Source organism: Microbacterium sp. NPDC077184, assembly GCF_040687055.1.
In the GTDB taxonomy this organism is placed as follows: Bacteria; Actinomycetota; Actinomycetes; order Actinomycetales; family Microbacteriaceae; genus Microbacterium.
The window spans coordinates 165,838-179,025 of record NZ_JBFBMM010000007.1 but is presented as its reverse complement, the minus strand read 5'-3'; the positions used below and the strand labels follow the sequence as shown (position 1 = coordinate 179,025).

General features: G+C 72.2%; 11 protein-coding genes. All 11 read left to right on the top strand.

The window, feature by feature from the left end; genetic code table 11:
- Positions 1–27 precede the first annotated feature (27 nt).
- The 11 genes from allB to AB0O93_RS13480 all read left to right on the top strand — a co-directional run bounded on the left by allB (position 28) and on the right by AB0O93_RS13480 (position 13,147).
- Complete coding sequence (allB, locus tag AB0O93_RS13530; protein ID WP_363344187.1) at positions 28–1,404, top strand: allantoinase AllB; 1,377 nt, start codon at positions 28–30, stop codon at positions 1,402–1,404.
- Positions 1,401–2,507: an acetamidase/formamidase family protein gene (locus AB0O93_RS13525; protein ID WP_363344185.1), complete on the top strand. Its 1,107-nt coding sequence runs from the start codon at positions 1,401–1,403 to the stop codon at positions 2,505–2,507. The genes allB and AB0O93_RS13525 overlap by 4 nt, the downstream gene beginning before the upstream one ends.
- Complete coding sequence (locus AB0O93_RS13520) at positions 2,494–4,125, top strand: AtzH-like domain-containing protein (protein ID WP_363344183.1); 1,632 nt, start codon at positions 2,494–2,496, stop codon at positions 4,123–4,125. The genes AB0O93_RS13525 and AB0O93_RS13520 overlap by 14 nt, the downstream gene beginning before the upstream one ends.
- Before the next feature lie 59 nt (positions 4,126–4,184).
- Entirely contained in the window at positions 4,185–5,369 is a 1,185-nt protein-coding gene (locus AB0O93_RS13515; RefSeq protein ID WP_363344229.1) for an alanine--glyoxylate aminotransferase family protein, read from the top strand.
- Between the two features lies 1 nt (position 5,370).
- Entirely contained in the window at positions 5,371–6,708 is a 1,338-nt protein-coding gene (locus AB0O93_RS13510; protein WP_363344181.1) for a Zn-dependent hydrolase, read from the top strand.
- Positions 6,709–6,734: 26 nt separating this feature from the next.
- Positions 6,735–8,144: an amidohydrolase family protein gene (locus AB0O93_RS13505; RefSeq protein WP_363344179.1), complete on the top strand. Its 1,410-nt coding sequence runs from the start codon at positions 6,735–6,737 to the stop codon at positions 8,142–8,144.
- Positions 8,144–9,349 (top strand): XdhC family protein, encoded by a 1,206-nt coding sequence (locus AB0O93_RS13500; protein WP_363344177.1) that lies wholly within the window; start codon positions 8,144–8,146, stop codon positions 9,347–9,349. The genes AB0O93_RS13505 and AB0O93_RS13500 overlap by 1 nt, the downstream gene beginning before the upstream one ends.
- 152 nt (positions 9,350–9,501) lie before the next feature.
- Positions 9,502–10,584 carry an ABC transporter substrate-binding protein gene (locus tag AB0O93_RS13495; RefSeq protein WP_363344175.1) on the top strand — a complete coding sequence of 361 codons (1,083 nt, stop codon included), beginning with the start codon at positions 9,502–9,504 and terminating at the stop codon, positions 10,582–10,584.
- A 37-nt stretch (positions 10,585–10,621) separates the two neighbouring features.
- Complete coding sequence (locus AB0O93_RS13490; protein WP_363344173.1) at positions 10,622–11,446, top strand: ABC transporter ATP-binding protein; 825 nt, start codon at positions 10,622–10,624, stop codon at positions 11,444–11,446.
- Entirely contained in the window at positions 11,436–12,275 is an 840-nt protein-coding gene (locus AB0O93_RS13485; protein ID WP_363344171.1) for an ABC transporter permease subunit, read from the top strand. Before AB0O93_RS13490 ends, AB0O93_RS13485 begins: the two co-directional genes overlap by 11 nt.
- Positions 12,272–13,147, top strand: a complete 876-nt coding sequence (locus tag AB0O93_RS13480; RefSeq protein ID WP_363344169.1) for an ABC transporter permease subunit — start codon at positions 12,272–12,274, stop codon at positions 13,145–13,147. Before AB0O93_RS13485 ends, AB0O93_RS13480 begins: the two co-directional genes overlap by 4 nt.
- Positions 13,148–13,188 lie beyond the last annotated feature (41 nt).

Here is a 13,188-nt window from a genome sequence, read left to right as displayed (position 1 = left end):
AAATCCGCGACGCCTAGCGTGGGCGGCATGACCCCGCTCCCCGTGTCGTCCATCGCCGCCCGCCGCGTCTTCCTCGACGGAGCGTTCGCGCCCGCGACGGTCGACGTCGACGGCGACGTCGTGGCCGGCATCCGTCCGTTCGACGCGGATGCCGCGCAGGTCGTCCCGGACGACGCGGTGCTGATCCCCGGCCTCGTCGACTCGCACGTGCACCTGGACGAACCGGGCCGGACGGAGTGGGAGGGATTCCTCACCGGCACCGCCGCGGCCGCCGCGGGCGGCGTGACGACCCTTTTCGACATGCCGCTGAACAGCGTCCCGGTCACCACGACCGTCGAGGCGCTCGCCGACAAGCGCGACGCCGCGCAGGGCAAGCTCGCCGTCGACGTCGGCTACTGGGGCGGCGCGGTGCCGGAGAACCTCGGCACGCTCGTCGAGCTCGCCGAGGCCGGTGTCGTGGGGGTGAAGTGCTTCCTGTCGCCCTCGGGCATCGACGAGTTCGGGCACCTCGACACCGCGCAGCTGGAGGCCGCCCTCACCGAGCTCGCGACGTTCGACGGGCTGCTGATCGTCCACGCCGAAGACCCGGCGCACCTCCACGCCGACGGCCCGCTCGGCCCGCACTACGCCGACTTCCTCGCCTCCCGCCCGCCCGCGAGCGAGGAGGCCGCCATCACCGCGGTCATCGACGCCGCCCGCCGCACCGGCGCCCGCGCGCACATCGTGCACGTCTCCGACGGCACGGCGCTCGACGTGGTCCGCGCCGCGAAAGCCGAGGGCGTGCGCCTGACGGTCGAGACCTGTCCGCACTACCTCACCCTCCGCGCCGAGGACGTCCCCGACGGCGCGGGCGCGTTCAAGTGCTGCCCGCCGATCCGCGACGCGGCGAACCAGGACCTCCTCTGGGCGGGCCTTCTCGACGGCACGATCGACGCGGTCGTGAGCGACCACTCGCCCTCCACCCGCGCGCTCAAGGAGCAGGGCGGCGGCGACTTCGGTCTCGCGTGGGGCGGCATCGCGGGCCTGCAGACGGGGCTCTCGGCGGTGTGGACGGCGGCGCGGGCCCGCAGCATCCGTCTCGAGGATCTCCTGCCGCTCATGACCACCGGGCCCGCGCGCATCGCCGGGGCCGACGGACTCGGCGCGATCCGCCCCGGCGCCCCGGCGCACCTCGTCGTCTTCCGCCCCGACGCCGAGTGGACGGTGGATGCCGAACGCCTGGAGTACCGCAACAAGCTCTCGCCGTGGCACGGGCAGCGCCTCTCCGGGCTCGTCGACGAGACCCTTGTGCACGGCGTGCCGGTCTGGCGCGCGGGCGAAGGGATCCTCGCCCGGGTGGGACGTGAGATCCTGGCGGAGCCGACGGCCGTGACAGCACTGCCCGCCGGCGGAGGAGACCGATGAACGTTCCCCCCTTCCCCGTCCTGCAGCCCGGGACCGGCGCCATCCCCGGCGAGCACTATCTGCGCGCGACGCCGGAGACGATCCTGTGGGGGCGGCTCCCGTGCGCGGCGGATGCCCCGGTCCTCCGCATCGCGGACGGTGCGACGGTCACGGTCGACACCGTCAGCCACGAGGGCATCCTCGAGGACCACGGCAAGGACCCGATGACCTACTTCACCGGGCAGGGGGTGGACGCGGCATCCGTGCTGGAGGATGCCGTGACGATCGCCGCGGAGTGCGCGCGCGACCCCGAGTGCGACGGTCCGCACGTGGTGACCGGCCCGATCTTCGTCGAGGGCGCCGAGCCCGGCGACCTGCTGCGCATCACGGTGGAGGCCCTCGCCCCGCGCGTGCCCTATGGCGTCATCTCCAACCGGCACGGCAAGGGCGCCCTCGTCGGCCAGCTGCCGCGCGGGGATTTCCACGTCAGCGTCTTCACCCCGGTCGAGGAGCGGGGCGGCGGCCTCGTCGGCCTCCTGCCCATCGTCGACGGCGGCGAGCGCGTCATCGCGTTCCCGCTCGCGCCCTTCCTCGGGACGATGGGGGTGGCTGTGGCGGGAGACGAGCGGCCGCACTCGGTGCCGCCCGGGTCGCACGGCGGCAACATCGACATCAACCTGCTGGTCGAGGGGACGGCGCTGTACCTTCCGGTGCAGGTCGCCGGCGCCCTCGCCTACGTCGGCGATCCGCACTTCGCGCAGGGCGACGGAGAGGTCGCGCTGACGGCGCTGGAGGCGTCGCTGCGCGCGACGCTCCGCTTCGACGTGATCCCCCGCGCGGAGGCGCTCGCCGAGTTCGGCGAGGTCACGGGCCCCCTCGTCCGCACCCCCGAGTACCTCGTGCCCACGGGCCTGGATCCCGACCTGAACGAGGCGATGCGTGCGTGCGTCCGCTCGGCGCTGAACCTCATCGAGGGGCGCTGGGGCGTCGAGGAGCACCTCGCCTACGCGTACCTCAGTGCCGCGACGGACTTCGACATCTCGCAGGTCGTCGACATCGTCTGCGGTGTACACGCCCGCATCCGCGAGGCCGACTTCGAGGGGGTCCCCTGTGCCGGACAGTGAGACCACCCCCCAGGTTCCGCCCGGGGTCCCCGCCGACCTGGCGGAGGCCTTCCACGCGTACGAGCGCGCGATCATGGCGAACGACCTCGATGCCCTCGACGCGGCGTTCATCGACGGCCCCGACGCCCTCCGCGGCGATGCGGCAGGTCTCCTCGTCGGCCACGACGCGATCTCGGCCTTCCGCGGTACGCGCGGCGGCGTGCCCGCGCGGGTGATCGAGCGCATCGAGTACCGCCCCCTGTCGACGGATGCCGCGCTCCTCGTCTCCGTCTCGCGCTACGCCGGCGGGGGGACGGGGCTGCAGACTCAGCTGTGGCAGAAGCAGGACGGCGCGTGGAAGATCGGCGCCGCCCACGTCACGCCCCGCGCGGCGGCCCTCGACCGTTCGGTGTGGCGGACGGTGGGCGACCCGCTGTTCCAGGGCGCGTGGGATGGGCCGCTTCAGGGGCTGACCGTCGCGGTGAAGGACCTCTTCGCGATCAAGGGATATCGCATCGGCGCCGGCAACCCCGCCTTCCTCGACAGTGCGCGCCCCGAGACGACCACCGCGCCGGCAGTGAGCGACCTCTTGCGGGCGGGGGCGTCGCTGCGCGGCATCGCGCGCACCGACGAGTTCGCGTATTCGATCGCGGGCGACAACGTCCATTACGGCACGCCGCCCAACGGCGCGGTGCCCGGCACACTGCCGGGCGGGTCGTCGAGCGGACCGGCCACCGCTGTGGCGACCGGCCAGGCCGACATCGGTCTCGCCACCGACACCGCGGGCTCGATCCGCGTGCCCGCGTCGTACCAGGGGCTCTGGGGACTGCGCACCACCCACGGACTCGTTCCGCGTCAGGGCCTCCTGCCCCTCGCGCAGAGCTTCGACACCGTCGGCTGGCTCACGCGTGACGGCGCGACCCTCGAACGGGTGGCCGACTGGTGCCTGAGCTACGACGGATCCGACTCGACCGAGAGCGTCTACGGTCCCTCGGGCGTCGACCTCCCGTGGCGGTTCGCGGTGCCGACCGAGGCCCTCGCCGCGGTCGAGGCCGACACCCGCGCCGCCTTCGCGGACTTCGTCCAGCGGCTGCGGGATGCCGGAGCGGAGGTCGGGGAGGTCTCGCTCGGCGATCTCGACGAGTACCTCGTTCCGTTCCGGACGGTGCAGGGCGCCGAGGCATGGCGGAACAACGGCGAGTGGCTCCGCGAGCACCCGGGTGCCGTCGGCGCGGCGGTCGCGGAGCGCTTCCGCGCGGCATCCGTCCTCACCGCCGATGACGAGCGCTACGCCCGCCGACGCGTCGCGGACCTCCGCGCGCGCCTGGCGGATGCCGTCGCCGAGACCACCCTGCTCCTGCCGACCGTGCCGGGCCCTGCGCCGCTGCGCACCCACGACGCCGCCCATCTCGACGCGGTGCGCGCGGCGACCCTCCGCCTCACCACTCCCGCCGCCGTCGGCGGTCTCCCCGCGCTGTCGGCGCCGCTGATGCGCGTGCCGTCGGCGACGGGCGTGGCCCCCGTCGGCATCTCGGTCGTCTCGCGGGAGAACACCGACATCGCCCTCGTCCGTCTCGCCCGCCGCCTCGCACCGCTCGGCGCGACGGCGGCACCCCGATCCCCGCAGGAGTCCCCGTGACCGACGCCACGCCCGCCGCCGCCCTTCCCGGCGAGATCGCTCCGCCCCGGCGCCTCCTCATGGGGCCGGGACCCATCGACGCGTACCCGAGCGTCCTGCGCGCGCTGTCGGCACCGCTCACCGGGCAGTACGACCCGTTCATGACGACGACGATGAACGAGACGCAGGCGCTGTACCGGCAGGTGTGGGGTACCGAGAACGAGGCCACGGTCATCGTCGACGGCACCTCGCGCGCCGGGATCGAGGCGGCGATGGTCTCGCTGATCCGGCCCGGCGACCGGGTGCTCGTGCCCGTGTTCGGCCGATTCGGGCACCTGCTCGCCGAGATCGCCGAGCGCGCGATGGCCGAGGTGCACACGATCCACGCCGAGTGGGGGCAGGTGTTCCCGGTCTCGGTCGTCGAGGAGGCCGTCGCACGCGTGCGCCCGACGCTGGTCGCGATGGTCCAGGGCGACACCTCGACCACGATGCTCCAGCCGCTCGACGAGATCGGCGAGGTCTGCCGTCGCTACGGCGCCTTGTTCTACTCCGACGCGACCGCGTCGCTCGCCGGCAACCCGTTCGAGGCGGACGCGTGGGGGCTGGACGCCGCCACCGCAGGCCTCCAGAAGTGTCTGGGCGGCCCCTCGGGGGCGGCTCCCCTCACCCTCAGCCCGCGCGCCGTCGAGGTCGTCACGGCGCGCAAGCGCGTCGAGGCCGGCATCCGCGAGGAGGGCGACCCGGAGGCGGCCGACTTCGTCCGGTCCAACTACTTCGACCTCGGCATGATCCTCGACTACTGGGGCCCGCGGCGCCTCAACCACCACACCGAGGCGGCGTCGATGCTCTACGCCGCCCGCGAGTGCGCGCGCCTCGTCCTGGTCGAGGGGCGCGAGGCCGTGATCGCCCGCCACGTCCGCGCGGGCGAGGCGATGCTCGCCGGCGTCCGCGCGCTGGGGCTCACGACGTTCGGCGATCTCTCGCACAAGATGACCAACATCGTCGCCGTGTACATCCCCGAGGGCGTTCCGGGCGATGCCGCGCGCGCGGCGATGCTCGAGGACTTCGGCATCGAGATCGGCACGTCGTTCGGTCCGCTCCACGGCAAGGTGTGGCGCATCGGGACGATGGGCTACAACGCCCGCGAAGACGCCGTGATGGTCACCCTCGCAGCCCTCGAGGCGGTGCTCCGCCGCTTCGGCCACACCGACTTCGCGCCCGGCGGCGGGGTGGATGCCGCCTCCGACATCTATCGAGGCGTATGACGTGACGGCATCCCTCCTCTCCGTCGACCGCGATCGGATCGCCGCCGCCGCGCGCCGGGTCATGGCCCGGTGCGATGAGCTCGCGCGCGTGACGGCGACCCCCGGCGCGATCGAGCGGGTGTACCTCTCGCCCGAGCACGCGCGGGTCAACCGCCTCGCCGCGGAGTGGATGCGCGAGGTCGGCATGACCGCGCGACAGGATGCCGCGGGCAACCAGTACGGCCGCATCGACGGTGCGCGCGGCGCCGAGACGCCCGCGCTCATGCTCGGGTCGCACCTGGACACGGTCCCGGACGCGGGGCGCTTCGACGGCATCGTCGGGGTGCTCATGGCGCTCGAAGTCGTGCGACTGCTGCGGGTTCCGGACGCCGATGCGCGTCGGGTCGACCTCCCGTTCGCGCTGGAGGTCCTGGCGTTCTCGGACGAGGAGGGCACCCGGTTCGGCAAGGCCCTGCTCGGCTCCTCCGCGGTCGCCGGCACGTGGGACGAGTCGTGGTGGACCCTGACGGACGATGACGGCACGACGCTGCGGGAGGCTTTCCTCGAGTTCGGCCTCGACCCCGGCCGGGTCGGCGAGGCCGCCCGGCGACCCGAGGAGCTCGTCGGATACCTCGAGGCGCATATCGAGCAGGGACCCGAGCTCGACGAGCGCGGAGAGTCGCTCGCGGTCGTCTCGTCGATCGCCAGCGCCCGTCGTTTCCAGCTCGTCATCGAGGGAGAGGCCCGCCATGCGGGCGGCACCCCGTACGACCGGCGCCGCGACGCGCTCCTCGGGGCGAGCGAGGCGGCGCTCGCCGTCGAACGCATATGCCGGGCGGAGCATCACATCATCGGCACCGTCGGCCAGCTCGAGACCTTCCCCGGCGCGGTCAACATCGTCCCCGGCGAAGTGCACATGAGCCTCGACCTCCGCGGTGAGTTCGACGACGCCCGCGATCGCGTCTGGAACGCCCTGGCCCGCGACCTGGATGAGTCGATGGGGCGCCGGGGGCTCCGCTGGCGCGCGCGCGAGATCCACCGCGCCCCCGCGGTCTTCTGCCGTCCGCTCCTGCAGGACGTGGTGCGCGCCGGCATCCTCGCCACCCGCGAGGGCGACCACGGCGACGACACCCCCCGCGGCGATCGGGCCGAACCCGCCACGCTGTTCTCCCGCGCCGGCCACGATGCGATGGCGATCGGTGAACTCACCGGAGTGGGGATGCTGTTCCTGCGCAACCCCGACGGCATCAGCCATCACCCCGACGAGGCCGTGTCGGGAGGCGACGTCGCCCGCGGCATCCGCGCCCTCGCCGAAGCGGTCCTGCAGCTCGCCCACGACCCCGCCCACGCCCAGCCGTAGCAGGCTCGAAACAACCCGCGGGTAGCGTGAACGCCCCGCCGCACGATCCGGAGTTCGTCATGTCGTCCCTTCTCGTCACCCGCGCCCGCCTCCTCACCGTCGCCGACGGCGCCCCCGACCTCGGCCACATCGACGAGGGGTGGATGCTCGTCGAGGACGGTCGCATCGCCGCTCTCGGCGCCGGCTCGCCACCCGCGGGCACCAGCGCGGACGAGACCCTCGACGTCGCCGGCGCGTTCGTCGCCCCCGGCTTCGTCTCGAGCCACTCGCACCTGTTCACCTCGGGCCTCCGGGGACTCGGCGTCAGCGAGACCCTCTACGGCTGGTGCGACTCGATGCTCGGGTTCACCTCGCACATGTCGGCGGAGGACATCTACTGGTCGACGCTGCACGGCGCCCTCGACTTCCTCGGCAACGGCGTGACCACCGCGTACAACTTCACCGACCCGCTGCAGGCGTGGGAGTCGATGGTCGACGGCACGCGGGTCGGCAACGCCCCGCTCCGCGACGTGGAGTACCACACGCGCCAAGCCGACGGATGCCGCGACGCGGGCCTCCGCTTCGTCGACGCGATCGGCATGGACGTCACCGCCGGCACCGACGACGAGATCTTCGACCGCTTCGCCGCGGAGGTCGCCCACACCCGGTCGATGGACCCCGCGCTCGCGCTCGGCGCCTCGATCATGGGGCAGGTGCAGTGGTCGCCGCGGCCGGAGGCGGCGGAGTTCGAGGTCGAGGCGATGCGCCGGTTCGGCGTCACCAACCAGGCGCACTTCCTCGAGTCGCCCGAGGCGGTGCCGCTGCAGCAGGCGAAGTTCGCCCTCTACCGGGATGCCGGGGCGCTCGGGCCGGACATGATGTTCGGGCACTTCATCCAGACCACCCCCGAGATCATCGAGGCCACCGCTGCCGGCGGAGCGTCGATGTCGTGGCAGCCGGCGTCCAACGGCCGCCTCGCCTCCGGGGTCGCGCTCGTGCCCGAGATGCTCGAGCTCGGCATCCGTGTCGGCATGGGCCTGGACGATCAGGCATGCACCGACATCTCCGACCCGTGGGGCAACATGCGCGCGGGCATCTTCCTCCAGCGCGCCCGCACGAAGGAGCCGCTGTCGATGACCCCCGAGACGGTGCTGCGCCTGCACACCCTCGGCAGTGCCGAGATCCTCGGCGTCGCCGACCGGGTCGGCAGCCTCGAGGTCGGGAAGTTCGCCGACTTCGTCGTCGTCGACCCGCGGATGCCGGATGTCGGGCCGCTCTGGCACCCCGTCCGCTCCTACGTCCTGTCGATGAGCCTGCGTAACCTCAAGAAGGTGTACGTCGGCGGAGTGCTCGTGAGCGAGGACGGGGTCAGCACGAACCCCCTCGCCGCCGAGGCGAGCGCGCGCCTGCATGCCGACCTTCCCCCGCAGGCGGCCCGGTTCGGCCACCCCCGCTGATGCGCGACGTCCTCGAGCCCGCCCGCACCCGGCTGGACCGGGGCGAGCCGTTCGCGCTCGCGGTGCTCGTGGACGCCTACGCCAGCGCCCCGCGCGAGATCGGCACGGCGATGCTCGTCGACGCCGCGGGCGAGGTCTTCGGCAACGTCTCGGCGGGCTGCGTCGACGGCGCCGTCTACGAACTCTGCCTGCAGGCGCTCGCGTCGGGTGAGAGCACCCGTTCGCGCTACGGGATCTCGGACGAGCGCGCGTTCGCCGCGGCGCTCACCTGCGGGGGCGTGATCGACGTGCTCGTGGTGCCCGTCCTCCCCGGTACCCGCGCCGCCGAGGCGCTCCGCGCGGTCGTCGACGCCGTCGATCGTCGCGCGGCGGTCGCCCTCGGGATCGTGACGGATGCCGCGGCCGGCGGCGGCGCGCTGCTCGCGGTGCGGGATGCCGGTGCCGTCGGCGACGTGTCCGCTCTCGCGGCAGCCGAGGCCGACCTCCGGCGCGCGATGAGGGCGGCGGCGCCCGTCGCCCTGCGGTACGCGGGGGACCCGGACGGCGCCGACGACGACCATTCCACGGTCGAGGTGCTCGCGGTGCCGTTCCCGCACGCGCCGCGGCTCATCGTCGTCGGTGCGGTGGAGTTCTCCGTCGCCCTGTCGCGCCTGGGCGCGGCATCCGGCTACGAGGTGACCGTCTGCGACCCGCGGGAGGTGTTCGCGCGCCCCGATCGCTTCCCCGATGCCACGGTCGTCCACGACCGACCGGGCCGGTACCTCGCCGCGACCCCGATCGATGCGCGGACGGCGGTGTGCGTCCTGACCCACGACGACCGCTTCGACGTCGAGGCGATCGCCGCCGCTCTCGCCTCCCCCGCGGTCTACGTCGGCGCGATGGGCAGCCGCCGCACCCACGACGACCGCCTGGCCCGGCTCCGCGCCGCCGGAGTGACGGTAGCCGCGCTCGCGCGCCTGCGCTCGCCGATCGGTCTCGCGCTCGGCGGCCGCACCCCGGAGGAGACCGCCCTGTCGATCCTCGCCGAGATCGTCCTCGTGCGATCCGGCGGATCCGGAGAGCCCCTCCGACAGGGACGAGGACCGATCCATCCCGACGCGGTCGTCCCCGGGTCTTCGCGGCGCACGGACGCCCCCGACGCCGTGTGCGCGGACGCGGTCGACGCCGTCGTCGCGCGGTGGGACGGCGGCGGCATCCGTCTGTGACCTCCGTCCGAGTGGCTCGGAAGACGTAATCCCGCCGAAACACTCCGGCCAGTGTTGGTGAAATCTACATCGCCTAGCGTCGCTCTCACGCACCCCGTCGAGGCCCAGGGCGGGCGCGTACACCCGAGCACCCCCCTCTGACTGGAGATCACATGACATCCCTTTCTTCCCGCCGCGTCTCGCGCGCCGCTGCGGCTCTGGCCGGCATCGCCGTCAGCGCGCTCGCCCTCAGCGCCTGCGCCAGCGGCTCCGGCGACACCACGGCTCCGGCCGGCGACTCCTCGGATGCCGCCGAGGGCTACGGCGACCTGACGCTGCAGCTCAGCTGGATCCTCAACGAGGAGTTCGCCGGAGAGTACTTCGCCGACACCAACGGCTACTTCGAGGAGGCCGGCTTCAGCTCGGTGAACCTCGTCCCCGGCCCCTCGACCGGTGTCGCCGAGCTCCTCGGCGGAACCGCCGACATCGCCCTCAGCGACTCGGTCTCCATCGGCTCGGCCGTCGCCAGCGAGGGCGCCCCGCTGAAGATCATCGGCGCGACGTTCCAGGCGAACCCCTTCACGATCCTGTCCCTCGCGGACGGCGGTGACATCGCCACCCCCGAAGACCTCATCGGCAAGCGGATCGGCGTCCAGGACTCCAACACGTCGCTCTTCAACGCGCTGCTGGCCGCGAACGACATCGACCCGTCCGAGCTCACCGTCGTCCCGGTCCAGTACGACCCGGCGCCGCTGGTGAACGGCGAGGTCGACGGCTTCGTCTCGTACATCACCAACGAGGCGATCACCGTGGCGATGATGGGCCTGGAGACCACCAACCTCCCCTTCGCCCAGAACGGACTGCCGTTCGTCGCCGAGACCTTCACCGTCAACGACGAGCAGATCGCGAGCAACCGCGAGATGCTGAAGGCCTTCCTCGTCGCCGAGCTCCGCGGCTGGACCGACGCGCTCGCCGACCCGCAGGGCGGTGCGGACCTCGCCCTCGAGGTGTACGGCACCGACCTCGACCTCGACCCCGAGAAGACGCTCGCGGGCTCGCTCGCGCAGAACGAACTGGTCGTCTCCGAGGAGACCGAGGCCAACGGCCTGTTCACGATCTCGGAGGAGCTGCAGGCCCTCACGATCGAGAGCCTCGCCGGCGCCGGCATCGAGCTCGAGGCCGCCGACCTGTTCGATCTCAGCCTCCTGGCCGAGGTCTACGAAGAGAACCCGGACCTCCTCGACTACGCGGGCTGAGCCCTCGTACCAAGAGATCCATTCTGGAGTCGATACCGTGACCGAAACGGCCACCCAGACCGGTGCCCAGGGGACGACCCTGGGCACCGGCCTGCAGATCACCGAGCTGAACAAGGTCTTCACCGTCGGACGCAAGAGTGTCGTGGCGCTGCAGGACGCGAACCTCCACACCGACCAGGGCACGTTCCTGGCGCTGCTGGGGCCGTCCGGATGCGGCAAGTCCACGATCCTCCGCATCCTCGCCGGGCTCGAAGATCCCACCAGCGGCACCACCCGTGTCGACGGCAAGAGCCCGAAGGAGCTCCGCCGCGGCAATGAGCTGGGGATCGCCTTCCAGGATGCTGCGCTCCTTCCGTGGCGGAGCGTGCAGTCCAACATCCAGCTGCCGTTCGAGGTGGCGGGAAAGTCGGTCGACAAGGAGTACGTCTCCGAGATGATCGCGCTGGTGGGGCTGAAGGGCTTCGAGAAGGCCAAGCCCGCGCAGCTGTCGGGCGGGATGCGCCAGCGCGTGTCGATCGCCCGCTCGCTCATCATGAAGCCCTCGGTCCTGCTCTTCGACGAGCCCTTCGGTGCGCTCGACGACATGACCCGGCAGAAGCTCAACCTCGAGCTCCTGCGGATCTGGACCGAGAAACCCGCGACGACGCTGCTGGTCACCCACGGCATCAGCGAGGCGATCTTCCTCTCCGATCAGGTCGCGGTGATGAGTCCGCGCCCGGGTCGCGTGAAGCACGTCATGACGATCGACCTGCCGCGTCCGCGGACGCCCGATCTCATGCGGAGCCCCGAGTTCCACGCGTACGTCGACGAGGCGCAGGAGCTCCTCTTCGGCGTCGGAGGGGCTGCGGCGGATGACCACTGAGACCCCGACCCGCTCCCGGGTGATCCAGTGGGAGGACGTGCGTCTTCCCGCCTGGGTCACCGGGCTCATCGGTGGCGTCGGGATCATCGCGCTGTGGTGGATCCTCGCCGCCACCGTGTTCTCGAACGTGGGGCCCGGGGGTGTGCAGGCGATCCCCACGCCGCCGCAGGTGATCGCGGAGTTCTTCGCCACGGGGTGGGAGTTCTACCTCCGGAACTTCTCCGTCACCCTCACCGAGGCCGGCATCGGGTATCTGTGGGGCAACGGGCTCGCCCTCGTCCTCGCCGCGCTCGTCCTGGTCGTCCCGCGCCTGGAGGGCGTGGTGATGCAGATCGCGATCATCACCTACTGCGTGCCGATCGTCGCCCTCGGTCTCCTCCTCGTCGTCATCGCCCCGATCCCGGGCGCCGGCGAGCCGTCGGTCACCGCGATCTTCCTCGCCGCGCTCAGCTGCTTCTTCACCACGGTGGTCGGGGCGCTCCTCGGGCTCAAGGCCGCCGACAAGGCGAGCCTCGACGTCATCACCGTGTACGGCGGATCGAAACTCACTCAGCTGCGGAAGGTGCGGCTCATCGCCGCCCTCCCCGCGACGCTCAACGCCCTGCAGATCGCGGTGCCCGCCGCCTTCCTCGGCGCGGTGCTGGGAGAGTTCTTCGGAAAGATCACCGTCGGGGTCGGCCCGGCGATGATCGCGGCCCAGCAGGCGCTGAACGCGCCCCGGGTGTGGGACATCGCCCTGGTCTCCGGTGCGGTCGCGCTCGCCGGATACGCCCTGCTCGGTCTCGTCGCGCGCACGGTCGCGCCCTGGTCTCGAGGAGGTGCGCGATGACCGCCACCCTGTCCGCTCCGGCATCCGTCGACACCGACCGGACCGCCGCTCTCAACGCGGAGGTCCGCCGGGAGGTGCGGCGCTCGACGCTGCGGGCGCTCGGCCGGAGCGTCCTCACCTTCGTCCTGACCATCGTCGCGGTCGTCGTGCTCTGGGTCGGGTCGCTCTGGGTCTTCGGGATCTCGCCCTACGTCGGCAAGGGGCCGGTGGAGGTGTTCGAGTTCCTCTTCACCGTCCCCGCCGCTGCAGACAATCGGGAGCGCCTGTTCGGCCAGCTCGCCGTGACCCTCGGTCACGCCACCGTCGGATTCGCCGCCGGTCTCCTCGCGGCCCTCGTCGTGGCGATCCTCTTCCAGCTCAGCAAGGGCATCGAGCACGCCCTCATGCCGCTGGCGATGCTGCTGCGGTCGGTGCCGCTGGTCGCGATGGCGCCGGTGATCATCCTCATCTTCGGGCGGGACTTCGCCTCGATCGCCGTCATCGGCGGCATCGTGGTCTTCTTCCCGGCGCTTGTGACGATCGTCTTCGGCCTGAAGTCGGCATCCCCCCAGATGAACGACCTCGTCACCGTTTACGGCGGGACCTCCTGGACGCGCCTGCACAAGATCGCGCTGCCGAGCTCCCTCCCGGAGTTCTTCGCGGCGGTCCGCATCTCCGTTCCCGGTGCGATCACCGGTGCGCTGCTCGCGGAGTGGCTCGCCGTCGGCGGCGGGATCGGGGGCGCTGTGGGAGGCTATGTCGCGCAGGCCCAGTTCTCCGCCGTCTGGACCGCGGTGGTCCTCGTGACGGCATCCGCTCTGATCCTCTACAACCTCGTGCAGATCGTCGAGTCGGTCGCCCTCGCCCGCATGGGCATGGCCGACCGGGCGTGATGGTCGACGCACCCACGCCGCCCGAGACCTCACGAAAGGAC